The following is a 25,313-nucleotide window of genomic DNA, read 5'->3' as shown; positions in this document are numbered from 1 at the left end:
CCCCTAGGCCGACAGTACCTACGCCGAAAGCGCCACTACCGCCGCCAGCGGCGACCGCGCCTCGTACTCCCGCAACCTCCGCAACGCCGCCTCCCGTTGGAAACCGGTCTCCTCGGCGCGGCAGCGCTCCTGCCCGTACAGGCGCAGCAGCGGGTGGCAGTCGTAGGCTCCCGGGGCCGGGGAGGTCAGCAGGCCCGCGTCGACGAGGGCTTCCAGCAGGGCTTCCGCCCGCTCCGTGGTACGGGCGAGGAGCGCGGCGCCCGCGTCGGCGGGGAGGTGGGGGCGGGCCGCCAGGGCGAAGAGGCGGAAGGCGCGGGCGTGTTCGGCGTCCAGCCGGGTGTAGTCGGCGGCGAACGCGGACGGTACGTCCAGATCGCCGACGCGCAGTTCCGCGAGCCGGCGTCGTTCGTCGCCCGTACGGGCCGCGAGCGACGCCGGCGTCCAGGCGGGGCGGGCCGCGAGGCGGGCGGCCAGGGAGCGCACCGCGAGCGGCAGCCCGGCCGCCGCGGTCACCAGGCGGCGCGCGGCGTCGGGTTCGGCGGCGACGCGGTCGGGCCCGGCCACGCGGGAGAGCAGGCGCAGTGCCTCCTCCTCGCCGAACAGCGGGAGGTGCACGCGCGTCGCGCCCGCGAGGCCCGGCAGCGGTCCGCGTCCGGCGATCACCACGGCGCAGCCGGGTCCGGCGGGCAGCAGGGGTCTCAGCTCGGCCGTGCAGGGGGCGTTGTCGAGGAGGACGAGGAGACGGCGGTCGGCGAGGGCCGAGCGGAACAGGGCGGCGAGCTCCTCGGGGTCGGCGGGGAGCGGTGCCACCCCGAGCGCGGTGAGGAACGAGCGCAGTACGAGCGCCGGTTCGGCCGACTCCCGCAGGTCCGCGTACAGCTGGCCGTCCGGGTAGTGCGGGCGCAGCCGGTGCGCGGCGTGCAGCGCGAACGCGGAGGTGCCCATTCCGGGCATGCCGCAGACCACGGCGACGGCGGCGCCCGTACGCCCCTCCTCGTCCGGGAGGGACAGGAGCCGCTCCAGCTGGCCGGCGCGGCCGACGAAGTCGGCGGGCGGGCAGGGGAGTTGCGCGGGGACGGGAGGGCGGGAGGCGGCCCGTACCGGGGGCCGGGCCCCGTGGGACGGGGTGGCCAGCGCGGGATCGGCGCCCAGGATCCGCAGATGCAGATCCCGCAGCTCCGGCCCGGGGGCTATGCCGAGTTCCGTGTCCAGCAGTTCGCGGGTGTCGGTGTACACCCGTAACGCCTCCGCCTGCCGCCCCGCCCGGTACAGCGCGAGCATCAGCTGGGCGCGGAAGCCCTCGCGCAGCGGATACGTCTCGGTCAGGTGCAGCAGCTCGGGCACGGCGTCCTTGTGCCGGCCGAGCGCGAGTTCGGCCTCCAGCCGGCGGTGCAGGAGCAGCAGCCGCTGCTCCTCCAGCCGCAACCGCTGCCGCGCGGCGAACGCGCCCGGCACCCCGGCCAGCGGTTCCCCCTGCCACAGGGCCAGGGCCTCCGCCAGCAACCGCTGTGCCCTGCCCGGATCCTGCGCCCGGCACGCGGCTGCCTGCCGCTCCAGCCGCTCGGCGCGGGCCGCGTCCAGACGGTCCTCGTCGACGCGGATCAGATAGCCGTTCCCGGCCGTGACGATCACTTGGTCGCGGTCCGGGGCCGACGCGGGGTCCGCCGTACCGGACGCCGTACCGGCGGTTCCTCTCAACGCCCGCCGCAGCCGCCAGACATAGGTGCGGATCATGTGCGGCGCCCGCGACGGCGGCGCTTCCCCGCACACCCCGTCGACCATCTGCCCCATCGACACCGCCGTCCCGCGATGCATCAGCAGCATCGCGAGCGTCGCCTGCTGCTGGGGCCGCCCCAGCGGGACGGCCTCACCGTCGAGCCAGGCACGGGGGCGGCCCAGAATCGAGAACTCCAGCGCATGCGTCATCGTGAACCTGATCCTGGGGGTGGGGGCGTGGCGGCCCGGTCGGCGCGTACGGACCGGTGGCCGGCCTGCCGGACGCCGCGCCGGGTCGTGGGCGATGACGCTAGGGGGTGCCGGGCGGTGGGGGATCGGTCGGGATATCGGTCGCTGTATCCGCAATCCGGTTTTCCCACTCAGGGGGTGCCGGTTTGGCGGGGGCGCATCCGCTGGACCTCTTCCCAGGTGTGGGTCGGTTCGGTGCCCTGACGGATACGTCGGATCTGTTCGTCGAGGGTGGGGTCTTGAGCACCGATGGCGATGCCGCGCCAGAGGGCCAGAACGTGGGCGCGTTCACCGGGGGTGGCATCCGCGAGAGCCTCGTCGAACCGGGGGCGCATGCCCTCCGGGAGAGCCTGGCGCACATCGGTGGCGCTGCGGCCCACGTCCTGTGGCGCGGGGGGAGGGTCGGTGGGAGGGGTTCTCATGCGGCTTTCCTTTCCCGCCAGGAGTTCCCCGGCATCCCACGCAGCACTGTGCCCGGAGCCCCGCACAGCGCACCGAGGCCGTCGTCCTGTGCCGTACGGGCGCGCGGCCCGTACCCCCGTGTGTCGTCCTCTCTGCCTGCGGTGGCGTGGACAGTGGGCACCCGGTCGATGCTCAACTCGTAGTCATCGTAGTCACCTGCGAGCAGGAGCATGGCGATCAGGCCCGTACGAGAAGCTGGAGCCCCGATTCTGACCGCCAGCGTAAAGCACTTGGCGGAGGTTGAAACCGGTCGCAACTCCTGGCCCCGTGGCTGCCGTTGTCAGGGTTGGTGCGGAGGCCTTCCGTGTGTCCAGGATGCCGGCCGGGCGTACGCTGGGCGGACAAGAGCACGTCACCACACGCACCAGGCGGGGATCATGAGCGCTCTAGGGGAGAACGTCAGGAAGCACCGGCGGCTACGGGGGCTGACTCAGGAGCAGTTGGCCTACGCCGCCGGCCTCGCTCCCTCCACTGTCGCCAAGCTGGAGCAGGGCGGAAGCGTCCGCATCGAAACCCTTCACGTTCTGGCTCGCGCACTGCATGTGAAGACCTCTCAACTCATGGCCTCGGACACACCGGAGCCCGTACGGGGCGAAGACCCGACGCGCGTCGGGCTCGCCGATTTGCGGAGCGCCCTCACCCCGCCTCTGGGAATCACCCACGGCGGAACCGAAAGGCCCGATGAGGAACCCGACCTCTCTGCGCTGCTGGATGTGATCCGCACCGGGTCGGCGGCGTACGACTCGGACAACTTCGGTTCTGTGGCCGGTAAGATGCCTCAGATCATCCGGGACGCCAATTCCGCTGTCGCTTACTTCGACAACGGGGAGGAGCATACAAAGGCGCTGTCCGCCCGTGCAGAGGCGTACTTGTTGGGTGGCCGGTACCTCACACAGGTTCGGCAATATGACCTCGCCTATCACGCGCTGTCCGGAGCGATTCACGACGCGCAAGAGGTACATGACATGGATACCGCCGGCTATGCCGTGGTCATTATGTCGTGGCTTCTGCTGAGGCAAGGGCGCTTCGACGACGCGGAGCGAGCGGCTGTCGAGACGGCGGACCACCTGGAGCCGCGTATCTCGAAGGCGCCCCCGGAAAGGCTCGCAGTGTGGGGCTGGCTCGCCCTGCAAGCGGCTGCCGCTGCTGTCCGCAACAACCGCCCCGACGACAGCGCGGAAGCCCGCCGGATCGCCGAGTCCGCCGCTGCTGCCCTGGGCAGGCACCCCGATACCCGGCACCGGTTCGGGCGGTTCGATACCGCAGTTGCCGGAATGAAGGGGCTGGAGGACGAGTTGATCTCGGAGAACGGCGACCCGTACAGAGTGATTGACGAATCCACCGGAAAGGCCCGGTTCTCGGATCACACCATGAAGGCGGCCCGCATTGCCGAGACGGACAAGGAATGGAACCGGCACCGGCTCACCGTGGCGACGGCATTCGTCAAGGTGGGCGAGCACGACAAGGCACTCGACCGGCTGACGGCCGTGGACTACGCCAACCCGCAGTGGATCCGGCACCAGCGCATGGCGCAGGACGTGATGGTGGCGATCGTCCAGCGCCGTAAGCGCAGGCTCACCGCCGAGATGCGAGCCATGGCCACCCACCTGGGTGTGCTGGGCTAGCTGCTGTGTAGCGCGGTAGATCCGAGCGATCGCGGTTCCAACTACCGCGCTACAGCGCTGGATTGAGAGGTTCTGTGGCCATAGCTTCGCGGTATCCCGGAGTCGAGCAGGGCAGGGGCCAAGATGGTGCACAGAACGGAAGCCGATCACCAGCGCAGGCGGGATCTTGCCGACGGTGCGGCGGGGGTCGCACGCTTACTCCCTTGGGCGGCGGATGACGGCCGACCCTGCTACCTCGTGACCGATGGCGGGGGGTGGTTGTCGGCGCTCGCCGACGACAAGGAGGCCGTACAACTCGCTGTGGGCGCTGAGCTGTTGCAGCACGTCAACGCGACCTTGGGCGTACCGAAGCTGTCGGACGGGGAACTGCGTTACCTGGTGGCCCGTCTGTACGAGGCGCTCGGCGACGCGCTCAGGGTCGCCGAGAGCAGGGGCAAGCGGCGCAGGGCCTACCCGGCGGTGACCGCGTGAGTCGACAGACGTTCCTGTTCGCCGACTGGACGACGGCCCCGGACCCGAAGGCGTCCGCTGAGTACGTGGTCGTCTGCCGGGACAACCTGAACGGTGCCGACGAAGACCACGAAGAGCACCCGGAGCCGTGCGGGTGGTCGTTCAGTGTCCTGGACGACAAGGACGAGGCCGACAAGCAGCAGAAGGCCCACGCGGAGGGCAGCGGACACCGGTTCTTCCTGGAAGTCTCCCGGTGCCCCACGGTTGTCACGCCCCCGCCGGGGTCGGTCCTGGCGGGCCGACTCGCTCGACGCGAACGGTCTACCCGCTGACAGGTTGCACGGATCATCAACCCGACTACGAGGGAGCAGTCCATGGGCAAGCATGGTGGAGGGTCCGGAGACGGGCAGGGCGGAAGCCAGCAGGACGACAGCAGCAGCGGTGCCAAGCACGGTGGTGGTGGCTCGGACGAGGGCGGCAACACCTCTGACGGTTCCGGCCCCGCGACGGGTGAGTAGGCGCACGTGACGACACGCACACAGGAGGCGGGTCCTTCGGGGCTCGCCTCTGCGCTCGTTGAAGCGGGCGCTCTGACGTCCGACTGGCTGCCGGCGTTCGAAGCGGTCCCCCGTGAGCTGTTCGTGCCTGACCGCATCTGGCCGGGCATCGCGGACGGCACGCGGCAGACGGCGTTGGTGGACCGCGCCAAAGACCCCGAGGCATGGTTCAAGGCGGTGTACTCCGACATACCTCTCACCACGCAGTGGGATGACGGAGAGCACATCGGGGACGGCCTGGGCACTACGCCGACAAGTTCCAGCTCGATGCCGCGCATGGTCTTCTCGATGCTCGCTGACCTGGACGTGCGGGAAGGCCAGCGTGTACTGGAGATTGGCACCGGTACGGGCTGGAACGCGGGACTTCTGTGTCATCGGCTGGGCGGCGCGAACGTGATCAGCATCGAGTATGACGAGGACGTGTCCGAAGGCGCCGTGGAAAACCTTCGGCGTGCCGGCCTGGCACCCCTGGTGCTTGTGGGAGACGGCCGCCTGGGGCACGCCAGCAGTGCCCCGTTCGACCGGATCATTGCCACGTGCTCAATCGGGGAAGTGCCCCGGGCATGGATCGAGCAGACTCGCCCCGGCGGGGTCGTCGTCGCCCCGTGGGGGACGGACTACGGCGGTGAGTGCATCGTGCGTCTGGTCGTCGGCGGCGACGGCACGGCGAGTGGCCCCTTCACCCGTTCCAGTGCCTTCATGCGCCTGCGACAGCAGCGCACGGAGCGCCCTCCGTTCGTTGCCTACCTCAAGGGGCAGGACTGGCCCGCGGACGGTACCAAGAGCGCGACCGCGCTCTCCCCCGCTGACATCGGCGGGTGGCTCGAACAGTTTGTGATCGGGTTGCACGTGCCCGGGGCGTTCTGGCGGGCCGAGCGGTACGACGACGGCTCTTACACGCTGTGGACGTACAGTACCGACACCCAGTCGTGGGCTTCGGCTGACTACGAGCCAGGGGCGAACGAATACGTGGTCGTCCAGTCCGGTCCGCGCAAACTGTGGGACGAGACGGAAGCGGCGTATCGCTGGTGGGAGGAGACCCACCGACCCGGCTTCGATCGCTTCGGACTCACGGTGGACGAGCACGGCGAACGGGTCTGGCTCGATTCCCCGGACAATCCGGTACCCCGCCCGAGCGCATAGCCGCTCCGTCCAACGGCCCTGGCCGGTGTTCCTTCCCGAGCGCTGGCCGGGGCCTTCTCACGCTACGAGGAGCCCGGAGGGACTGCCGACAGGCCCGTCGCCCACCAGAATTTCGTGTTCTGCGCCGAGCTGTAACGGGCTGGGACAGGCCATCGAGCGCGGTCCGGTCCGTAGCCGCCGCTCAGCGCGTGCTGATCCGCGCGGCCACGCAGGGGTCCTCGTTGCGGTAGCCGAGGCGGGTGTAGAGCCGGTCCGCAGGGGGGTTGTCGGCGAGTTGCCACAGTGTGCAGAAGCCGTACCGGCGGACGGCGTACCGGGTCAGCCACGAGGTGAGTGCCGCGCCGAGGCCCTGGCCGCGCTGGGCCGCGTCGGTCGCGACGGATGCCATCAGTGGCGCGCCGCTGTCCCGCAGACTGCTCATGGCACCGCATGCCACGAGCCGGCCGTCCGCGTCGCGGATTCCCGCCCAGAAGCTGACGTCCGGGGAGCCGGGCCCGGTCGAGTGGGCCGGGCTGTGCTCGCTGAGGAAGGCGAGCAGTTCGTCGTGGTGCGTCCCGTCCAGCTCGGTCACCCGCTTCTCCGCCGGGTGGAGCGGCGGCTCGTCGAGCGTCCAGCGGAAGAGCCAGGCGACCGGGTCGGTCACCGGGAGATGGCGGCCGAGCAGCACGTCGGTGCCCCGTGGTCCGGTGAACTCCTCGACCGTTCCGGGGAGTTGGTGGGCCGCGCGGAGGGTGAGGCCGGCTGCGGCGGTCGGTTCGCCGACGCTCCACAGGTGGCCGCGCGGCTCGTCGAGCCAGGCCACCGCGCCGTCGCCGGACCAGCCGATCCGGTCGGCGGGGCGTGGCCGCGCGGCGCCGAAGCGCAGCAGGGCCGCGCCGGTTTGCTGCTCCAGGCCCTGGGTGAACAGGTCCACGGTCTGGGGAGGAAAGGTCGTCGCCTGCATCGTTCTCCGGGGAAGGATTCCTCTGTGGGGAAGGACGGACGGGCGGGCGGACGGTCCGGATCCGCGCAGGGCAGGGCCGGAACCGTTGTTCGGGGTTGGGAGATGTGGGGAATTCCGGTGGCCGCTGTGCGCATGGCGAAGCGGCCGGCGAACCGGAGGTCCCACTGTTGCACATCGCCCCCGGCCCCGTGCAAATCTGCCCGCTCTTGTGCGGTGGCGAGGAGGTCCGTGCCCTCCGGAGGTCCCTGAGCTCCGTACTGACAGCGACGGGCAGGCCACCCACCGTACGTACCCGACTCCATCGGGCACAGAATGTCGGGTCCCGCGTCGCGGGCGCCGCCTAGCGTGGTGGTCGTCAAGAGGAAGAGGAAGGGGCACCGGGCGTGCTGGAGCGGTTGAACCAGGCGATGGAACACATCGAGTGCCGTCTCGACGGGCAGATCGACGTGGCCGAGCTGGCGCGTACCGCGGCCACCTCGGAGTACCACCTGCGCCGGATGTTCTCCGCGCTGGCGGGCATGCCGTTGTCGGAGTACGTGCGGCGCCGCCGGCTCACCGTCGCGGGGGCCGAGGTGCTCGCGGGGCGTGAGACGTTGCTGGAGATCGCGGTGCGGTACGGCTACGGCTCGGGGGAGGCGTTCGCGCGGGCGTTCCGTGCCGTGCACGGCGTCGGCCCGGGCGAGGCGCGGCGCACGGGCGCCGTGCTCAGCTCCCAGCCCCGGATGGCCTTCCGTCTCGTTGTCGAAGGGAGCAGCAGTATGCGTTACCGGGTTGTGGACAAGCCGGATTTCACTGTCGTCGGGCTCAAGGCCCGGATACCCCTGGTGCATTCAGGGCCCAACCAGGCGATCGTGGACTTCGTCCGGGGGATCGACCGGGAGACCCTGGGACGCCTGGAGAAGCTGTCGGACCAGGAGCCGCACGGCATCGTCGCGGTCTGCGACGACCTGGACCCCAGCCGCGCCGAGGGCACCGAACTCGACTACTGGCAAGGGGTGCTCACGGCCGCTCCGGCCCCCGAGGACATGAGTACTCTCGCCGTCCCGGCCGGCACCTGGGCGGTCTTCACGACCTCCGGCCCGGCGCCGCGGGCCATTCAGGAGCTGTGGCGGGACGTGTTCACCGAGTGGTTCCCGTCGAACCCGTACCGCAGCCGCTCCGGCCCCGAGATCCTGCGCACCCGGCTGTCGGCGGACAAGACGGAGGCGGATGCCGAGCTGTGGCTGCCGGTGGAGCCGGAACGCGGCTGAACACGGTGGCCCCGCGGGGGAGGAGGTCCGGCCCCCGCGGGCGCGGCCCGAGCGCAACCCCGCCGATCCCCTCCCGGCTGTCACACTGAGCCCGTGATGGAACTCAACGGACAGCCCGCCGCTCCCGAGGCCCTGCGGGCGCTCGCGCTCACGAACTACGGGCACTTCACCACGATGCGGGTCGACGACGGACGGGTGCGGGGGCTGGGGCTGCATATGGAGCGGCTGGGGCGGGACTGCCGGGAGGTGTTCGGGGCGCAGTTGGACCCGGAGTGGGTGCGGGGGCTCGTGGCGCGGGTGGTGCCGGGGGAGGGGAGCTGTGTGGTGCGGGTGACCGTGTTCGATCCCGGGATCGATCTGGGGCGGCCCGCCGCGCACGCGACTCCGCACGTGCTCGTGACCGTCAGGGCGGCGGCCGGCGGTGACGGGCTGCCGCCGCTGCGGGTCAAGACCGTGCCGTACGTGCGGGACGCGCCCGCCGTCAAGCACGTCGGGCTGTTCGGGACGCTGCGGGCGCGCCGGGCCGCTCAACTCGCCGGGTTCGACGACGCGTTGTTCACCGGGCCCGGAGGGCTCGTCTCGGAGGGCGGGACGTGGAACGTCGGCTTCGTCCGCGGGGACGGCGCCGTCGTGTGGCCCGAGGCCGAGGTGCTGCCCGGAGTGACCATGGCCCTGTTGCGGGAAGGGCGGGAAGGGCGGGAAGGGCGGGAAGGGCAGAAGGGGAACGAGCATGTTGTTGCCCCGGTCACCGTCGAAGACGTCCGTACGATGCGCGGGGCCTTCGCCACCAACGCCGCCGTCGGGGTGCGGGGCGTGGCCGCTGTCGACGACGTCCGGTTCGACGCCGACGAGGCCGCGCCCGTGCTCGACCGGCTCAGGGAGTCCTACGCCCGTGTCCTCGGCGAACCGCTCCGCTGAGACTCGCAGCCGGCACTCACAGCTGTCCGAACGGCACCGTGTTCCTGATCGCCTCGGAGACGCCCGTGAGCATGTCGAGGCCCCCGCCCTCCCCGGTGTACTCCCGGGGCACGGTCACCTCCACCCACGCCTCCCGGCGCGTGGCCGTGCAGCGGACGCCGCCATCCGGCTGCTGCTCGGGCATCCAGTCGATGCCGGCGACCTCCCAGCGGGGCCCGTACGGGTCGTAGCGCGCGTCGTCCGGCGTCAGAACCGCCGGTTTGTCCCCGCCGCACCGCAGCACGATCGTCGCCTTCCCGGGTCTGCCCCACGCGGCGGTGAACTCCGACGCCTCCCGCGAGGGCGTACGGCGCGGTAACCCGCCGACGCTGTCCGGCAGTTCCTTCGCCAGTGCCCGGCAGTACTGCGCCTGCCGTCCCGTCGGGTGCGGCGCCGGGCGGGCCGCGGTCTCCTCGGCGGACGCGCAGCCGGCGGCCGTGGTCAGCGCCAGGGCGGCGCACAGGAGGGACGGGCGGCGGCGGGGCGGGATCATCCGTCGAGCTTACGCACCCCCTGTGCACCCTGCTCGGCCGTGCTGCTTCAGCGGCTTTCCAGCCCGTGCACCTTCTCGTGGGTGTGCGTCTCGATGTCCTTGATGGTGCAGTCGATCAGCTGGTCCGCGAGCCGGTTGAGGGCTCTGGCCACCGACAGCTCGTCGCCGATGGCGGGAACGTTCTCGTCGCCGGGGTTGCAGCGGGCGGTGCCCTCGCCGACCATGCCGCCGCCGGGCTCGCGGCCGAGGAGCCGGGCCTCGGCGGTGACCGTGTGGTCGTGCTCGGTGATGCTGATGTGGATGTCCCAGCTCTTCGTGCCGGTCACGGGAGCTCCTTACGGCCGCGTACGCACCCTGCCCCCGCCCACGCTGGCACGGGCAGGGGCAGGACGCATCCCGGAGCACGGCGAACGGGGCACGGGGTGCCCCCGGGCGGACCGCGCGGTGTTCAGAACAGCTGGGCCGCGATCCACATCACCCCGGCCCATGCCCCGACCAGCACCGCGACCCCGACGGCCGCGAACAGCCAGACCGTGGGGGGCGGTGGTTCGACCGGCTCCGGCTCCGTGACCTCGACGGGACAGCAGCGGGAGCAGTGTTCGGGGATGTCAGACATGTGTGCAGACTGCTGTGCGCCGGTCCGTGATCACAAGGTTTTTGTGCGCCGCTTTGCGCTGTTGTTCGATGGCCGGGAGCCCCCGGACAAGGAGACCGGGACCTCGCGGTGGCCGTTGGTGATGAAGGACTCCTGCGGGCGCAGCTCCTCGGCCGGTACGGCGAGGGCCAGGCCGGGGAAGCGGCCGAAGAGCGCGGGCAGCGCGATCCGGGCCTCCAGCCGGGCCAGTTCCGAACCCAGGCAGAAGTGCGTGCCGTGGCCGAAGGCCAGGTGCTCGCGGCGCGCGGGGCGGGTGAGGTCGAAGCGGCCGGCGTCCGCGCCGTGGATGGCGGGGTCGCGGCCCGCCGCCGCGAAGTTGACGAGGATGGGCTCGCCCCGCCGGAAGACGGCACCGGTCTCCGCGTCCTCGATGTCCTCGACGGCGAAGCGCAACGGCACATGGGCGACCGGCGAGTTGTGCCGCAGGGACTCCTCGATCACGTCGGTCCACTCGGCGCGGCCCTCGCGCACCAGGGCCAGTTGCTCCGGGTGCGACAGGAGGTTGACGATCGCGTGGTCGAGGAGGCTGACGGTCGTCTCGTGCCCGGCACCGATCAGCAGCAGCATGCTGTCGAGCAGTTCCTGCTCGCTCAGCGAGGTCCCGGTCTCGTCGTCGTGCGCCTCGATGAGCCCGCTGGTCACATCGTCACCGGGCGTCTCGCGCTTGGCGGCGATCAGGGCGGCCAGCAGCTCGTAGGCGGCCCGCCCGTTCTCCATCGCCTCCTCCTCGGTGAAGTCGGTGGCGAAGAAGCCGCCGACGACGGCGCGGAACGCGTCGTGCATCGGCTCCGGCACTCCCAGCAGCGTGTTGACGACCCGCAGCGGCAGCATCCACGCGAACAGCGCGCGCACGTCGACCGGGCCCTCGCCGTGTCCCTCCAACTCGTCCAGGAGCTCCGCCGTGATGTCCTCGATGGCGGGCGCGAGCGCGCGCACGCGGCGGGCGCTGAACGCGGAGCCGATGAGCCGCCGCAGCCGGGTGTGCTCGGCGCCGTACGCGGTCAGCGCGTTGCGCACGTCGACCCAGATCCGCAGCGGCCACTGCTCGGGGACCTCGCCCGCCACATAGGCGGGCCAGTGCTGGTAGGCGTCCTTCGACACCCGCGGGTCGGTGAGCAGCCGCTTGGCCAGGGCCGTGTCGGTCACCGACCAGGCGCGTATCCCGCCGGGCAGCTCCACCGGCACCGCCGGGCCGAGCGCGCGCAGCCGGGCCGCCTCGCCGTGCAGGTCGGAGCCCGTCGGGTCGAGCGCGTACGGGCAGCCGGAGGTGAGGGGTGAGGGTTTCATGGGCTCTCTCGGTCGGTTTCCGCCGCGCCGGTGGCGGGCCCACCGGCGGGAACGGGGACTGTAGCCCGGGGCCCGGGAACCTTCAAGAGCGTGTAACGCACCGTCAAAACCCTTTTCGGTCAGGCCAGGGGGCCGTACGCACGCTTGTCCGCCGTGCCCGTTACGGTGATCGTCGACAACGCGGAACCACACACACGACAGCGGAACCACACACGCGACAGGGGTGGGCATCATGACAACGGCATCCACACGGCACGCGGTCGTCGTCGGCGGCAGTCCCGCCGGGCTGCTCGCCGCGCACGTGCTGAGCGCGCACGCCGACAAGGTCACCCTCGTCGAGCGCGACCGCTTCCCCGCGGGCCCCGAGCACCGCCGCGGCGTGCCGCAGGACCGGCACACGCACGTCCTCCTCGACAGCGGCCAGCGCGCCCTGGAGGAACTGCTGCCCGGCATCCTCGACGAGCTCGCGGCCCAGGGCTCGCCCCGCGTCGGCATGCCCGAGGACATCGTGCAGTGGCAGAACGGCCGCTGGATCCGGCGCACCCCCTCCACCGGCTACATCCTCACCGGATCCCGCCCGCTCACGGACTGGGCGGTGCGCGAGCGGGTGCTGAAGAACCCGCGGATCGAGACGGTCGAGAACACCGAGGCGACCGGGCTCGCCGGGGACGCCCGCCGGGTGCGCGGCGTGCGTCTGCGCGAGCGCGGCACCCACCCCGTCGGCCAGGGCGAGTACGTCCTCGACGCCGGCCTCGTCGTCGACGCCACCGGGCGCGGCTCCCGCGCCCCCGCCTGGCTCGCCGCGATCGGCGCCGAACCCCCGCACGAGGAGTACCTGGAGACCGGCCTCGCCTACGCGTCCCGCTTCTACCACGCCCGCCCCGCCGACGCCGCGCTCGGCTTCCGCGGCGTCTACATCGTGTCCAACGCGCGGCAGCAGAGCGGCGCGGTGCTCATGCCGCTGGAGGGCGACCGCTGGTCGCTGATCCTCTCCGGGCTGCGCGGCAGCGAACCGCCCACGGACGAGGCCGGTTTCCGCGACTTCGCCGCCACCCTGCCGCACCCGCTGGTGCACGACTGGCTGCGCGAGGCCGAACCGGCCGGCCCGATCCACGGCTTCCGCAAGACCGCCAACACCCGCCGCCGCTACGACCGTCCGGGCCGCCGCCCGGCCGGCTTCCTCGCGACCGGCGAGGCCCTGTGCGCCTTCAACCCCGTCTACGGGCAGGGGCTCGCGGTGTCCGCGCTCTCGGCGCTCGCGCTGCGCGACGCCCTCGCCGACCCGCGGCGGGTGCCCACCACACGCCGCGTGCAGCGGGCCCTGTCCGAGGCCGCGCGCCCGGCCTGGGACATCTCCGCCGGAGCCGACAAGAACGTGCCCGGCGCCCTGGGCAACGTGATGCGGCCGCGCACCCTCGACAAACCCGTCGACTGGTACATGGAGCGGCTGCAGCGGCGCGCCTGCGGCAACCCGGAGATCGGCCGGGTCTTCCGCAGCGTGCTCCACCTCAACACCCCGGCGAGCGCCCTGTTCGCGCCGGCCGTCGCCCGTGCCGTGCTGTTCGGCCCGGAGCCGGCGGCGCCGACGGAGCCGCCCATGGAGCCGGAGTCGCGGGCGGGTTGAGCGGACACCCGCCCGCCGGGCGGATGACGGGGCCGGGCAGCCCCGTCATCCGCCCGGCCCTTCACACGGTCCGGCGTCAGCCCGCGAAGTCCTGCGCCCACCAGTAGTTGCCGTTGCCGTCGACGGTCAGGCCGACACCGCTCCACTTGGAGTCGGTGAGGATGTTGGCGCGGTGGCCCGGCTCGTCGATCCACGCCTGGACCACCGACTGCGGGTCCTTCCAGAAGCCGCGCGCGCCCGCCGCGTTCTCCCAGACGCCACCGAGCGGGTGCGAGTAGCCGTACTGCCGCATCCGGTCGTAGATGTTCTCGAAGGTGTAGTGGCCCTGCCGCTGCCGGCGGGCCTGCTCGTCGGCCTCGTCCTGCGCGGTGCGCGCGAGAACGTTGTCCCACTGCAGCGGCTGCTTGCCGTTCTGCTGGCGGTAGGCGTTGACGCGGTCGAAGACCTCGCGCTTGAACTGCTCGACGCGGTCGCCCGGCTGCGGGGTGGAGGTGCCCCCGAACGTCCACTTCTGGGAGTCCGTGCCGTTGCAGGTGTAGATCTGGAGCGCGTTGCCGTCGACGGTGTTGCCGCCGGGGACGTCGAGGCACTTGCCCGACTGCGGGTTGACCAGGGTGTCGCCCAGGTAACGCACCCACTTCTGGGCGCCGGAGCCGTTGCAGTCCCACAGCTGGACCTTGGTGCCGTCGGTGGTGCCGCTGGAGGCGACGTCCAGGCACTTGCCGAACGCGGTCACCGTGGCGCCGACCTCACCGGGCTGCTCGGTGTAGGTCCACTTCTGGGAGTCCGTGCCGTTGCAGGAGTACAGCTGCACGGGCGTCCCGTTGCCCGTACTGCCGCTCCGCACGTCCAGGCACTTGCCACCGAGGCCGGTCACCTGGCCGGAGAGCTGTGCCGCCTGTGCCGTCGCGGGCACGGCGGTGACGGCTATCGCCGCCAGGGCGAAAGCGCCCAGTATGTGCGACTTCTTCACCGGCTTCTTCAGCGACTTCTGCATGACGCCCGTCCTTCTTCTCGGTTCGGAGTCCCGGGCTCTCGAACGGCCCGGTCGATCGGTTTCGACGAGGCTAGGAAGGCCCGCTAAACAGCCGATCAACGTCCGTTCGCCGGACGGTCCGGGCCGTCCGGACGGCCGACTGTCCCGGCCCGCTGACATCCGCTGTCAGCGAGGTGCGAGCGACATGTCAGCGGGCGGGTGTGGACTGGCCCGGCAACGAACACTCGCACTCGCACGCCAAGGAGAAGCGCGATGACGCAGAAGACCGAACTCGCCTCCCTCGCCCAGGAGATCCTGGAGCTGGAGTCGGAGACCTTCGAGATCTCGGACTACTCGGACGCCAGCGAGGTCGTGCTCGCCGGCTCCACCAGCTCCAGCTCCACCTCGACCTGCTCCAGCACCACGAGCACCACCAGCTGCTCCGCCTGACCGGAGCGCCGGAGGACAGGGCTCTGCCGGTGCGAGGCGTCGCGCACCGGCAGAGCCCGTCAGTGTGTACCCGGCCTGTGCCGCACCCGTTCTCAGGGGAACGGGTGCGGCACCAGCCGCAGTTCGTCCTCCCGCAGAGCTGTCGTCCGCCGGCCCGCGCGCAGGAACGCCGTGCGCAGCCGGGGCATGCCCAGCGCCCGCTGCCGGTCCCAGCCGAAGTCGATCGGCAGCAGCCCGGGGACGAGCGTGGCGACCGTCCGCAGCCCCATGCGCTCCTGCTCCGGCGCCGTCTGGTCCACCACGATCACATCGAACCCGGCGTCCGTGAGCTCCGCCACGCACCATCGCACGTCGTCGCGCAGATCGCCGGTGCGCGGGCGGCGGTGCTGCCACTGCGCGTACAGTTCGTCCATCGTGCGCACCGACTCCGGCTCCAGGTACTCGCGCGCGTACCCGGCCATGCGCGGCAGCCCGTACAGCCGGGCGTGGTGGGTGAGTTCGCGCACCCGGGAGAAGTCGTCGGCCATGGCCTCCAGTTCCTCGCGGTGCTCGCGCACCTGCCGGTCCAGATGCGGCAGATACGTCAGGACCTCCGCGAGTGCCGCCTCCACCGCCTCCTCCGGGTCGAGCCGGGCCCCCGCCGCGAAGGAGAGGGTGCCCGGACCGCCGTCGCGGCGCACGGCGACGGCGGTGACCACGGGGACGGCCAGATCGACGCGGTTGTCGAAGGCACGCACGTCATAGCCCTGCAGGGCCGCCCGGTCGGCCATCGCCCGCACCGCGCCCGAGGCGCAGGACGCCAGGTCGATGCCGGTGAGCCGGGCGCGGCCGTACCAGCCGAGCAGGAACGCGTCCCGCTCGATCAGCTCCAGCAGACCGTAGAGCACCGCCTCCTCCGGACAGCTGCCGGTGGCACAGCCGTTGGAGCTCTCGAAGACGAAGTTGTCGCAGTCCCGGCCCGCCCCGTAGTGCACCATGCGCGCCGGCACCAGGACCGTACGGTCGTCGCGCAGCGAGTGGCCGCGCACCCACGGAATGGGGCGGGCCGGGTCGAAGGGGGCGACCATCGGGTCGTCGCGGTAGGTCCGCGCGGCGTACGTCCCGCACGCGCGCGGGTCGACGGCCGCCGCGCCGCGCGCGACGAGGCTGTCGTAGGACTCCACGAGGGGGCCGTCGGCGCGGCGGCGGTGGATGCCCGCGTAGCGTTCGAGCCCTTCCAGGTAGGCCAGGGTGCGGCTGTCGGCGAACGAGTTGGCCTGCCCGCTCCAGGTGACGTCCGACAGGCCCGCGTAGGTGCGCACGAACACGCTGCCCGCGACGGGCGAGGTCGTCGGCGAGGCCACGTTGATCCAGGTGTCCTCGCCGAGCGCCCCGCACACCGGGTTGGCGAGGGCACCGTGGGGCAGCGGGTAGTCGCGCGCGTCGCGCAGACGGCCGGCGTCGGGGGCGGGCTTGGGCCGCGACTCCAGCCGCACCGCCTCCGGTGTGCCGCCCGGCGCCAGGGTCCCGCACCCCGGGCACAGCGGCTCCGCCAGCAGCGGCAGCGTGCTCACCCCGAGCGTGGCCAGATCCACCCGGGTCACCTGCGGCAGCGGCAGGTCGTGCGGGGAGTGCCACCGGCCGTCGGGCCGGCCCGCGCCCGCCGGGCGGCCCGAGAGCAGTACCGCCTCGTACACGGCCCACACTGCCGTAGCCGTGAAGTCCGTCACCACGGGCCACACGCCCGCGCCCGTCCCGCGCGCCCCGACCTCCAGCGCGTCGCGCTCGGAACGCGACCGCAGCCGCTGCCAGCGGCGCGCCAGACAACTCCCGCACGCCGCAGGGGCGTTCCCGGTGGCACCCCAGGGGCCGACGAGGGCCGCCTGCGCGGTCAGGTGCACGGTCGCGCGCGGGCGGTCCTCCGCGTACGGGTCGTGCCCGGGCCGGAACGCGTCGGCCGCGCCGACCGGCACCACGAGCGGTGCCACGGCGTCGGGGCCGTGGCCGGCGGCGCGGAAACGCTCGTCGAGGGCCCGCTGCAGCGTGTCCCGGGCGGCCGCCATGGGACGGGTGATCAGCGGGCCGCTCATGAGGTGTTGCTCCACCGGAACGTCCGCAGCGCCAGCACGCCGAAGACGGCGGCGAACACGGCGAGCCCGCCGCACGCGATCCCGATGCCTGCCAGGCTCGCGCTGCCCGAGACCGCCTGCGAGATCCCGTCGTTGAGATAGCGCAGCGGCAGCGCCTTCGAGACGGCCTGGAGCCACGACGGCATCGCGTCGATCGGATAGAACGAGCCGGACAGGAACGCCATCGGCACCATCACGCAGTTGGCGACCGCCGCGACCGCCTCCGGGGTGTCCGCGCGGGAGCCGATCACCAGGCCGATCGCGAGGAACGCGGTGATGCCGCACACCAGCACCGGCACGGCCAGCGGCCACGTGCCGGCCATCCGCAGCCCGAACACCGGCAGCAGCGCCACCCCCAGGAACAGCGCCGTCTGCACCGCGCCGATCACGAGCGCGATGACGTACCGGGAGGCCAGTACGGACACCAGCGGCGTCGGCGTCAGCCGGATCAGCCGCAGCAGATCGTCCCGGCGCCACTGCATCAGCGTGAACGCCACCCCGAACACGGCGGCGTTGCCCACCCCCCAGGACAGCACGCCCGGCGCGATGTAGTCGATGTAGCCCCGGCCGCTGGCCTCCACCGTCTTGCCCCGGAAGATCAGTCCGAAGACGACGAGGAAGAGCAGCGGGAAGGCGAAGGTGAAGAAGACCGTGGTCCGGTCGCGGACCGAGGCCCGGTAACCGGCCGTCGTCAGAGCGGAGAAGGAGCTCATCAGGTGCCCTCCGTGAGTTCCAGGTAGACGTCCTCCAGGGTCGCGGAGTGCGTACGCACCCCGTCCAGGCCGACGGCCGCGCCGACCGCCGCGAGCACCGGGCCCGGCTCCCGGGTCTCCAGCACGACCGCGCCGCCCTCCACGACGACCCGGTCCACGCCCGCGAACTCCCGCGCGCGCTCGGGGGAGATGCGTTCCTCCGGCACCATCAGCCGCGAGGGCGCCCCCGCCGCGTCCACCAGACGGGCCGGGCTGTCCAGGGCGACGACCTCACCGGCGACGACGATCGCGACCCGGTCGCACAGCGCCTCCGCCTCGTCCAGGTGGTGCGTGGTGTACACGATGGTGCGGCCCTCGCCCTTGAGCGCGCGCAGCACCTCCCACAGGGCACGCCGCGCCTGCGGGTCGAGCGCCGCCGTCGGCTCGTCCAGGAAGATCAGCTCCGGTCCGTGGACGAGCGCCGAGGCGATCGCCAGCCGCTGCCGCTGCCCGCCGGAGAGCACGTCCACGCGGACGTCCCCCTGCCCCTCCAGACCGACGAGCGCCAACGCGCGCGCCGCACCGCCGTGTCCGGCCCCGTACAGCGCCGCGACCGTCTCCAGGTGCTCGCGTGCCGTGAGCCGCGTGAAGAACGCGGAACTCTGCGTCTGCACGCCGATGCGCGGCAGCAGGGAGATCCGGCGCGGCCAGGGCGACTGCCCGAGGACCGACACCGAGCCGGCGTCCGCCTCCCGCAGCCCCTCCATGATCTCGATCAGCGTGGTCTTGCCCGCGCCGTTCGGCCCGAGCACCCCGAAGAACTCGCCGCGCCCGACCGTGAGCGAGATCCCCGCCACGGCCTGGACGTCGCCGTAGCGTTTGCGCACCCCCTCCAGGACGAGGGCGGGTGGCGTCGTGTCGGTCATGCTTCCTCAACTCTGCTCGACAACTGGTGAACTCGACGTGTGGTGAACTCGATAGGCGGTGGATGACAGACGGATGACGGACAGCGGTCAGCCGCGGGTGAGCAAGTGGTGGGCCAGAACCGCGAGTCCGACCACGGCACCGCAGGCCAGCGCGGTCACGCCCAGCCCGTACGCCGCGTACGCGATCCGCGCCCCGCGCGGATACCCGGCCGCTCCCGGGCCGTGCCCCACCGCCCGCGCGCACAGCAGCCGCAGGAAACGGCGGCTCTGGGCGGCGTAGTCGGTCATGCCCAGGGCGTGGGAGAGCGCCTTGTAGCCGTCCAGCGGCGGCACCGGCACCAGGTTCGTGAGCGCCAGGACGGAGCCGAGGAGCAGCAGCCCGGCCAGCGGGCCGCGCGCCTGCGCGCCGTCGGGCAGCAGCGACCGGGCGAGCGCGAACGGCAGCAGGAACACCAGGTTCGCGAACATGCCCGCACCGGCCGTCGCCACCTTGGCCCACCGCGTCGGCAGATACGGGTAATTGTCGACCTTGCAGTACATGAACACCACCGGCAGCCGCCAGTGCAGCCCGATCTCCGTGACGCTCCCGCCGAAGCGGCGCGCGACCACCCCGTGCGCCAGCTCGTGCAGGGCCGTACTGACCCACAGCAGCGTCAGCGCGCCCAGCAGCAGCACCGGCTGCCGCAGCAACTCGCCCGCACCGGAGGCGAACTCGGCCGGCCGCAGCGCGACCGTCGCCTCCATGGCCAGCGTCAGCAGCACGAGCGGCACCGCGCACGGCGCGGAGAACACGAAACCCACGGCACGGTGGAGCCGGTCCACGGTCCGCGCGGGGTCCGCCGACAGCCGCAGCGTGCCCCGGACGAACGTGGCACGCGGCCGCTGTTCCGGCTCGCGGGTCGGCGGATCGGCACCTTCGAGCAGACCGCGCTCCCCCAACAGCCCGAGCAGCTGCCGCCAGTTGGCCTCGCCGAGCCGGCGGCCGAAGTGCCGCGCGTACTCCTCGCCGATCCCGGCCAGCGTGCGGCTCCCGTCGAGCCGGGACATCAGGAAGTGCTCCTTGACCCCCACCTCGAAGGACTGTCCACTGCCTGGATCTTTCACCAGGTGAACCATTGCCGTTCCGCGCCGGAGCGCCGCACTGAGCAGCACCTCGGCACGCAGGGCCGGACGCTGCTCCAGCAGGACGCTCTTCCCGGCCGTCACGGCTCGTCCCCGGGCGCGGCGGCATCCGGTGCGCGCAGGGCACGCCCCAGGGCGTACGACAGATAGGCCTCGTCCCGGATCGTCACGTGCAGCCGGTTGTTGGTCATGTGCATATAGGGCGACAGCAGCAGCGGCAGGGCCTCGGCCGGATCCGTCACCGTCTCGTCGCGCGCGCCGTCCCACGAGCGGAACACCAGCTCACCGCGCACGGCCAGGCCGGCGGCCCGCTCCCGCAGCTGTGTGCAGTGCCCGGCCCAGCCGCGCAGGAACCCCGGCAGCCGCTCGTGCTCGCCGGCCGCCAGGGCGTCCAGCACCGCCGCGAAGCGCCGGGACAGGGCCGGGCCCGTGCCCGTGCTCGCACACGCGCGCTCGTACTCGTCGGTGCCGATCAGGCCGGTGCCGGAGAACGCCCGGTGCCAGAAGGCGTGATAGCGGTCCAGGTACTGCGCGAGCCGCTCCCGGTCCGGCAGGAAGCAGCCGGCCATCACCATCATCAGCTGCGCCGCCGTGCCCAGGCGCACCGTGCGCAGATGCAGGTTCATGCCGCGCACGGCCGCCATGACGAGCTCGCTGGAGTGACGGAAGTGCCACTCGGCGAGCCCGACCCCGGCGGGGCCGCCGTACTTGCCGTACTCCGGCTCGTACGGCATGCGGAAGAAGCTGTTGTTGGGCCGCAGTTTCATCCGGCCGTCCGGGCCGAGGTACGCGGCCCGCTCCTCCTCGGGGAACTCCAGGTCGAAGAGGGTGTTGTAGAAGTCGTTGAGGAAGCCGGAGGAGTCGACCTCGTACAGCGCCGGACGCTCCCGCAGGAACGCCGCGACCGCCGTCTCGGCCCGGTGCAGCACCTCCGGCGCGGCCTGCTGGGAGGACGGCTTCAGGCGCAGCCGCACATGCGGGCCCTCCAGCCAGTAGTTGATGAAGAAGTGGTTCTCCAGCAGCCCGTCGGCCGTCAGCCGCTCGACGAGCGGTGTGACGCACTCGTTCATCAGCGGCCGAGGGTTGGCGGCGTAGTGGATGTGCAGGGCCTGCCAGGAGCCGGGAGCGGTGGCCGGGGTCATGTCAGGGCACCGAGGTCCTTTCCGGTACGGGTCGGGGTCGCGGTCGCGGGCGGGGTGCCGCGCCAGGTCTCGACGGCCAGCTCGGCGACGTGGCCGCCGCGCGAGGAGAGCGCGTGCAGTTCGTTCTCGTCCGGCAGTGCCTCCCGCAGCACCACCCGGCCGCTCGCGTCCCGCAGCAGCCCGTCGAGCGCGGTCAGCGACAGGAAGCTGTCGAAGTCGACGTACTGCGGCTTCGAACCACCCGGCCGGGCGGGCCCGTTGGACCCATCGGCGGCCGTGACGGTCGCGAAGACCCGGCGCGGTACGCCGTGCCGCTCCCGCCACTCCTGCCAGGCGAGGAACCAGCGCACGTCACCGTCCTGCGTGGACCGCGCCGGCTGCGCGGGCAGCACGGCCGGGTCGGCGCTCCAGCTGCGGCGGCTGATCACGAGACTGCGGTGGCGGACCCGGGGACGCGTCGTCACCCCGTCCCGCGCCGGCCCCTCCGGCACCCCGCCCCACACGTCCAGCGGCGCCATCGACGTGGGGGAGAGCAGCAGCAGGGTGCGCGGGACCTCCGGCAGCGCGAGCGGCACCAGATAGCCGAAGTAGACGGGCACGACCTCGCGGCCGAGCCGCCGCGAGCGCAGCACCAGCCGGTCGGCGGCCTCGTCGTGCTCCACGGACAGGTCGTCCAGGCGCAGTTGCCGCTCCTCGGGCAGCGGGCTCGTCTCGCCCGGGCACACGATCACGTGCCCGGTCAGCCGGCCGTGCAGATTGAGGTTGCTGGTGGCCGCGCCACCGGTCAGCTCGGCGAACACCGTGCCCGGCGGCCGCGCCTCCGCCAGCGACCGCCGCAGCCGTTCGCTCAGACTCTCACCGTCGGAGCCGTCCCAGCAGTGGGTGAAGCGGCTGAACGGGAAGGCCAGGCCGCCGTACGACTGGTTGAGCACCGCCAGCGGGCCCGCCCCCTCGCGGCGCACCAGCTGCAGGAAGTGGGACTGCGGCACGAAGTCCGGCACCACGGGCGCCAGTTCGTCCGCGACCGCGTCCACGGCCCAGTCGGGCAGGGATATCTCCTGCGCTCCCGGACCGGCCGCCTCGGTGAGCCGGCGCATCGCGGACACCCACGCGACACGGGCCGCGTCCACCGCCCGCAGCTCCGCCAGCCCCAGCCAGTCGGTCTCCGGCACGTATGCGCCCTGCTCGTCGAAGGGCTTGCGGCGTGCCGCGAACGTCACGTACTGGTCGTAGAAGTCCTCGTGGAAGTCGTGCACCAGCTTCAGCAGGTCCTCGCAGCGCCCGCCCCGCCCATAGCGGGCCAGGAAGAAGCCCTTGAGCGTCAGCCGCTGCGGCAGCGTCACATCGAAGGCCGGAAGGACCCGTTCGAGGGAGCGCAGCGACCCCAGCGGACCGCCGTCCTCCGTCCCCGCCCAGCTGCGCAGATCGCACTCCACCGCCGGCTCCCCGGGCCCGCCCGCGCGCACGTCCTCGTACAGCAGCGTCCGCGGCAGCGACGGCTCGGCCGCCCCCAACTCCCGCTGGATGTCGGCCAGTGCGGTGCGCAGCTCGGCCAGCAGCTGCCGGCGCAGCGCCGTACCGGCCGCCGCGTAGCGGTCCACGCACGCGATCGGCCACTCCAGCGACCGCGCCAGGCTGCGCGCCCACGGCCGGCGCAGCTCCAGGAGCGCGTCGCGGAACGCCCGCAGCGGATCGGCCGCGTGCACGTCCGTCGCCGGTGACGGGAAGTGCAGCATGCCCAGCTCCAGCAGCGCGTCCAGATAACGGGCGCACTCCTCGGGCCGGGTGTCGCGCTCCGTGCCCAGCCAGTGCGCCAGGTCCGCGTACCGGATCGCGGGCCTGCGCGCGAACAGCTCCAGCAGCCGCTCCAGCGTGCCGCCGCGCCGCAGGAAGAACACCCGGTCTCTGGCCGAGTCGAAAGTGACCGCCGCCGAGTCGTCGCCCGCCGAGACCGAACGCCGCACGAAGCGGATCCGCTCGCCCTGACGGCCCCCGCCGCCCTCGCGCCCCCAGCCGGGGACCGGCGCCACCGGCAGATCGCCACGCCGCCCCGGATCGGAGCGGATCAGCTCCGCGAGCCGGGCCAGCACCACCACATTGAGCCGCGGATGGCTCGACCACGCCTCGGGCACGTGCGTCACCGGCCCGCCGCCGCAGGCCTGGAAACGGCCCAGCGCCACCGCCGTGAACGTACTGAACGGACTCGTCTTGCACGCCGTCCGGTACAGATACGCGAGCGCCGACCGCTCGATCTTCCGCAGCCGTCTGCCCGGACGGGCCGCGCCCGCCCCCGCCCGCAGATAGTCCTCCAGTCGCCCCTCCAGCGTCGGCGACGCCAGCAGCAGCCCCTGCCGCAGCCGCTCCTCACCCAGCAGTCCGCGCAGCTCCGCGCGCGTACGGGCGGCCTCGACGGCCAGCAACCCGGCGCCCTCGGACCGCAGTTCCTCCACCTGCCGGCGGTCCGCGAGCCACGCGGCCAGCGCGGCCGCCGCGTCCGTGCCCGCGAGCGCGCCGAGGACCGCCTCGGCGTCCTCGTCCCCGGGCAGCACGGCGTTGTACACCTGCCGGCGCAGCCGCAGCAGCCTGCGGCGCGTGGCCTCGTCGCCCGCCGCCGCCACCAGCGGATGCAGCAGTTCGCTCAGTTCCGCGCCCTTCGCCCGCGACCGGGACTCCGCGCGCAGCACACGGTGCGCCCACTGGCTGGTCGCCGGGCAGCGCAGCCCGCGCACGGACTCGACGGGCAGCCCCGCGACACGGAGCATGAACAGCGGGTTGAGCACCCAGGACGCCGTCACGGCGGTCCCCCTCTCAGATCTCAGACGAGCTCGTAGCGGAAGTCGGCGGGATCCGGCCGTTCGTGGCCGACCAGCATGATCAGCAGCGGGGCCTCGTCACTGCCCTCCAGGCCCAGCTCCTCGACGTAGACGACGTTGTCGAAGCCGAGCGCCACACCGCTGCCGAGGCCGAGCGCGGCCGCCGTCGTGTAGAAGGTCTGCGCCGTGGCACCCACGCCCGCGTTCACCACGCGGTAGCCCCGGTCGCCGAGCGCGTCGAGCACCGCCGTGGTACGGACCGCCGGGACGACGACCGCCCCGGCCTGCTCCAGGTTGTAGTTGGACAGGAAGTAGCTGTCCTGGAGGAAGCGGCCGGGCGGGCCGGACGTCACCGGGCGCAGCGCGTGGGCTGCTGGTATGTACGCGTACGCGCCCGGCGCGATGCCGTCGACGTGGTTGACGAAGACGTACAGCTTCGCCAGGGGTGGGGCGTCGACGGTCGGCTCCCCCAGCGGGCAGTCCGCCGACGCGGCGAGGAGGGTGCCCAACTGGGCGGCCGTCATGGCACGTTGCGCGTCGAAACGGCCGAAGCTGCTGCGGCGGCGCCGCAGGGCGGCACGGACGGTCATGGGGAGCGGCAGCGGTGCGGGGAGGGGGACGGCGCCGCCGCTGTCGGGGGCGGGGTGCGGTGCGGCCTCCGCGAGGGCACCGGGGCCGGGACGTTGCGCGGCCCCCGCGACCATCGCGGCCTGGACGCGGCGCACGGCGTCGAAGGCGATGACGCGGCGGGAGCGTTCTTGTTCACGGCGGCGGACACGAGGCGCCGGGGGCCGGCGGGAAGGCGGGCCCGCCGGGGCCGCGACCGGCGGGACAGGTGCGTCCGGCGCGCCGGCGGCCGACGTCGGGCCCTCCCATGTCAGGGGGACCACCGCGAAGACACCCTCCTCCAGGATGTCCACGCCCAGCAGCCGCCCCAGCCGCTCCTCGTCGAACCACAGCGCCGGTTCGGCCACCGCGCCCCGCGCCCGTGCCCACAACCGCCAGGTCTGCAGCGCGGCCCCCACGTCCATGCTCACCGCGTGCATGCAGAAGCTGTTGTACTTGAAGGCGTTCTGCCAGAACTTCACCCCCAGGACGAGGAACTGGTCGGTCCGCGCCGCCTGTTCGTGCCCGGCCAGTGCCGCCCGCACCTCGCCGGAGACATCGCCCGCGAGCAGCCGCCGCATCGCGTGGTGCGTGGTCGCGTAGTGGTACACCCCGGGGGTGAGCGGACCCGACGGGCCGCACACCCAGTACACGCTCACCGGGTACAGCCCGCCGCCGGAGGCACTGCCCCGCGACCAGTTCGCGTCCGCGTACGACGGCAGCGACCCCAGGTCCGAGTTCGCCTGCACGCCGAGCCGGCGGCCGGTGCGCCCGTACGAGTCCAGCAGCATGCCGCCGAGCAGCGGCAGCGTGAACGGGACGGCGGTGCCGGGCCGTTGCCCGCCGGACAGGGCCGCCTCGACGGTCGCGTCCGGCGGTACGTCCCCCGGCGGCAGCGGGAAGGACTCCGCCCCCGGGTAGAACTTGCCCTTGCGCGGCCCGTCCGGCCAGTCGGGCACGAAGTCCACGGGCTCCATGGGAACCCGGCCGCGCCGCATGATCGCGGCAGCGTAGTCATGGGCGTGACCCACAGGATCTCCTTCGGGAGTCAGGGAAGGTGAGGGGGG

Annotated in this window: 24 protein-coding genes; 9 read left to right on the top strand and 15 right to left on the bottom strand. The window is 72.6% G+C overall.

All coding sequences use genetic code 11. From position 1 onward, the window contains the following. Positions 1 to 18 precede the first annotated feature (18 nt). Complete coding sequence (locus ACFP1Z_RS10295) at positions 19 to 1,926, bottom strand: AfsR/SARP family transcriptional regulator (RefSeq protein WP_390315699.1); 1,908 nt, start codon at positions 1,924 to 1,926, stop codon at positions 19 to 21. 170 nt (positions 1,927 to 2,096) lie between these two features. Next, a complete protein-coding gene (locus ACFP1Z_RS10290; RefSeq protein ID WP_390315698.1) occupies positions 2,097 to 2,387 on the bottom strand; it encodes a hypothetical protein in 291 nt (96 codons plus the stop codon). Positions 2,388 to 2,804: 417 nt separating this feature from the next. Between ACFP1Z_RS10290 and ACFP1Z_RS10285 the strand changes: the two genes are divergently transcribed. From ACFP1Z_RS10285 to ACFP1Z_RS10265, 5 genes are all read left to right on the top strand, one after another. Further along, positions 2,805 to 4,052 (top strand): helix-turn-helix domain-containing protein, encoded by a 1,248-nt coding sequence (locus ACFP1Z_RS10285; RefSeq protein ID WP_390315697.1) that lies wholly within the window; start codon positions 2,805 to 2,807, stop codon positions 4,050 to 4,052. A gap of 237 nt (positions 4,053 to 4,289) precedes the next feature. Beyond that, positions 4,290 to 4,523, top strand: a complete 234-nt coding sequence (locus ACFP1Z_RS10280; RefSeq protein ID WP_390315696.1) for a hypothetical protein — start codon at positions 4,290 to 4,292, stop codon at positions 4,521 to 4,523. Then, positions 4,520 to 4,834, top strand: a complete 315-nt coding sequence (locus ACFP1Z_RS10275) for a hypothetical protein (RefSeq protein WP_390315695.1) — start codon at positions 4,520 to 4,522, stop codon at positions 4,832 to 4,834. The genes ACFP1Z_RS10280 and ACFP1Z_RS10275 overlap by 4 nt, the downstream gene beginning before the upstream one ends. Before the next feature lie 42 nt (positions 4,835 to 4,876). After that, complete coding sequence (locus tag ACFP1Z_RS10270) at positions 4,877 to 5,020, top strand: hypothetical protein (protein ID WP_390315694.1); 144 nt, start codon at positions 4,877 to 4,879, stop codon at positions 5,018 to 5,020. 6 nt (positions 5,021 to 5,026) lie between these two features. Beyond that, positions 5,027 to 6,202 (top strand): methyltransferase domain-containing protein, encoded by a 1,176-nt coding sequence (locus tag ACFP1Z_RS10265; protein ID WP_390315693.1) that lies wholly within the window; start codon positions 5,027 to 5,029, stop codon positions 6,200 to 6,202. A gap of 181 nt (positions 6,203 to 6,383) precedes the next feature. Here ACFP1Z_RS10265 and ACFP1Z_RS10260 read toward each other — a convergent pair whose 3' ends face one another. Then, on the bottom strand, positions 6,384 to 7,145 hold the full coding sequence (locus ACFP1Z_RS10260; protein WP_390315692.1) for a GNAT family N-acetyltransferase: 762 nt from the start codon (positions 7,143 to 7,145) through the stop codon (positions 6,384 to 6,386). Between the two features lie 383 nt (positions 7,146 to 7,528). Here ACFP1Z_RS10260 and ACFP1Z_RS10255 point away from each other — a divergent pair, with 383 nt between their 5' ends. Both ACFP1Z_RS10255 and ACFP1Z_RS10250 read left to right on the top strand, forming a co-directional pair. Beyond that, positions 7,529 to 8,395: an AraC family transcriptional regulator gene (locus tag ACFP1Z_RS10255; RefSeq protein WP_390315690.1), complete on the top strand. Its 867-nt coding sequence runs from the start codon at positions 7,529 to 7,531 to the stop codon at positions 8,393 to 8,395. A gap of 96 nt (positions 8,396 to 8,491) precedes the next feature. Beyond that, positions 8,492 to 9,313 (top strand): aminotransferase class IV, encoded by an 822-nt coding sequence (locus ACFP1Z_RS10250; protein ID WP_390315906.1) that lies wholly within the window; start codon positions 8,492 to 8,494, stop codon positions 9,311 to 9,313. A gap of 16 nt (positions 9,314 to 9,329) precedes the next feature. Here the strand turns inward: ACFP1Z_RS10250 and ACFP1Z_RS10245 are convergent, their stop codons facing one another. The 4 genes from ACFP1Z_RS10245 to ACFP1Z_RS10230 all read right to left on the bottom strand — a co-directional run bounded on the left by ACFP1Z_RS10245 (position 9,330) and on the right by ACFP1Z_RS10230 (position 11,787). Next, positions 9,330 to 9,845, bottom strand: coding sequence for a DUF3515 domain-containing protein (locus tag ACFP1Z_RS10245; RefSeq protein ID WP_390315689.1), 516 nt, complete (start codon positions 9,843 to 9,845; stop codon positions 9,330 to 9,332). 47 nt (positions 9,846 to 9,892) lie between these two features. After that, positions 9,893 to 10,171, bottom strand: a complete 279-nt coding sequence (locus ACFP1Z_RS10240) for a DUF1876 domain-containing protein (protein WP_390315688.1) — start codon at positions 10,169 to 10,171, stop codon at positions 9,893 to 9,895. A 122-nt stretch (positions 10,172 to 10,293) separates the two neighbouring features. Further along, positions 10,294 to 10,461 (bottom strand): hypothetical protein, encoded by a 168-nt coding sequence (locus ACFP1Z_RS10235; protein ID WP_390315687.1) that lies wholly within the window; start codon positions 10,459 to 10,461, stop codon positions 10,294 to 10,296. A 30-nt stretch (positions 10,462 to 10,491) separates the two neighbouring features. Continuing rightward, positions 10,492 to 11,787 carry a cytochrome P450 family protein gene (locus tag ACFP1Z_RS10230; protein ID WP_390315686.1) on the bottom strand — a complete coding sequence of 432 codons (1,296 nt, stop codon included), beginning with the start codon at positions 11,785 to 11,787 and terminating at the stop codon, positions 10,492 to 10,494. Between the two features lie 232 nt (positions 11,788 to 12,019). Between ACFP1Z_RS10230 and ACFP1Z_RS10225 the strand changes: the two genes are divergently transcribed. Further along, entirely contained in the window at positions 12,020 to 13,411 is a 1,392-nt protein-coding gene (locus tag ACFP1Z_RS10225) for an FAD-dependent oxidoreductase (protein ID WP_390315685.1), read from the top strand. A 76-nt stretch (positions 13,412 to 13,487) separates the two neighbouring features. Here ACFP1Z_RS10225 and ACFP1Z_RS10220 read toward each other — a convergent pair whose 3' ends face one another. Next, positions 13,488 to 14,408 carry a CAP domain-containing protein gene (locus tag ACFP1Z_RS10220; protein ID WP_390315684.1) on the bottom strand — a complete coding sequence of 307 codons (921 nt, stop codon included), beginning with the start codon at positions 14,406 to 14,408 and terminating at the stop codon, positions 13,488 to 13,490. A 252-nt stretch (positions 14,409 to 14,660) separates the two neighbouring features. Here ACFP1Z_RS10220 and ACFP1Z_RS10215 point away from each other — a divergent pair, with 252 nt between their 5' ends. Beyond that, positions 14,661 to 14,837 carry a thiazolylpeptide-type bacteriocin gene (locus ACFP1Z_RS10215; protein WP_390315682.1) on the top strand — a complete coding sequence of 59 codons (177 nt, stop codon included), beginning with the start codon at positions 14,661 to 14,663 and terminating at the stop codon, positions 14,835 to 14,837. Positions 14,838 to 14,929: 92 nt separating this feature from the next. Here ACFP1Z_RS10215 and ACFP1Z_RS10210 read toward each other — a convergent pair whose 3' ends face one another. The 7 genes from ACFP1Z_RS10210 to ACFP1Z_RS10180 all read right to left on the bottom strand — a co-directional run bounded on the left by ACFP1Z_RS10210 (position 14,930) and on the right by ACFP1Z_RS10180 (position 25,277). After that, on the bottom strand, positions 14,930 to 16,906 hold the full coding sequence (locus ACFP1Z_RS10210; RefSeq protein WP_390315681.1) for a TOMM precursor leader peptide-binding protein: 1,977 nt from the start codon (positions 16,904 to 16,906) through the stop codon (positions 14,930 to 14,932). Then, positions 16,903 to 17,658, bottom strand: coding sequence for an ABC transporter permease (locus tag ACFP1Z_RS10205; protein ID WP_390315680.1), 756 nt, complete (start codon positions 17,656 to 17,658; stop codon positions 16,903 to 16,905). The genes ACFP1Z_RS10210 and ACFP1Z_RS10205 overlap by 4 nt, the downstream gene beginning before the upstream one ends. After that, positions 17,658 to 18,563 carry an ABC transporter ATP-binding protein gene (locus ACFP1Z_RS10200; RefSeq protein ID WP_390315679.1) on the bottom strand — a complete coding sequence of 302 codons (906 nt, stop codon included), beginning with the start codon at positions 18,561 to 18,563 and terminating at the stop codon, positions 17,658 to 17,660. Before ACFP1Z_RS10200 ends, ACFP1Z_RS10205 begins: the two co-directional genes overlap by 1 nt. Positions 18,564 to 18,650: 87 nt before the next feature. Further along, complete coding sequence (locus ACFP1Z_RS10195) at positions 18,651 to 19,769, bottom strand: peptidase M50 (protein WP_390315677.1); 1,119 nt, start codon at positions 19,767 to 19,769, stop codon at positions 18,651 to 18,653. Next, complete coding sequence (locus ACFP1Z_RS10190) at positions 19,766 to 20,827, bottom strand: lantibiotic dehydratase C-terminal domain-containing protein (RefSeq protein ID WP_390315676.1); 1,062 nt, start codon at positions 20,825 to 20,827, stop codon at positions 19,766 to 19,768. Before ACFP1Z_RS10190 ends, ACFP1Z_RS10195 begins: the two co-directional genes overlap by 4 nt. Then, entirely contained in the window at positions 20,824 to 23,589 is a 2,766-nt protein-coding gene (locus tag ACFP1Z_RS10185) for a lantibiotic dehydratase (RefSeq protein ID WP_417801280.1), read from the bottom strand. Before ACFP1Z_RS10185 ends, ACFP1Z_RS10190 begins: the two co-directional genes overlap by 4 nt. Positions 23,590 to 23,642: 53 nt before the next feature. Continuing rightward, positions 23,643 to 25,277 (bottom strand): nitroreductase family protein, encoded by a 1,635-nt coding sequence (locus ACFP1Z_RS10180; RefSeq protein ID WP_390315674.1) that lies wholly within the window; start codon positions 25,275 to 25,277, stop codon positions 23,643 to 23,645. Positions 25,278 to 25,313: the final 36 nt, after the last annotated feature.

Origin of the sequence: Streptomyces gamaensis, from assembly GCF_042656465.1 — a bacterium.
GTDB lineage: Bacteria > Actinomycetota > Actinomycetes > Streptomycetales > Streptomycetaceae > Streptomyces > Streptomyces gamaensis.
The sequence above is the reverse complement of the archived record's forward strand: the minus strand, read 5'-3'. Positions and strand labels throughout refer to the sequence as shown.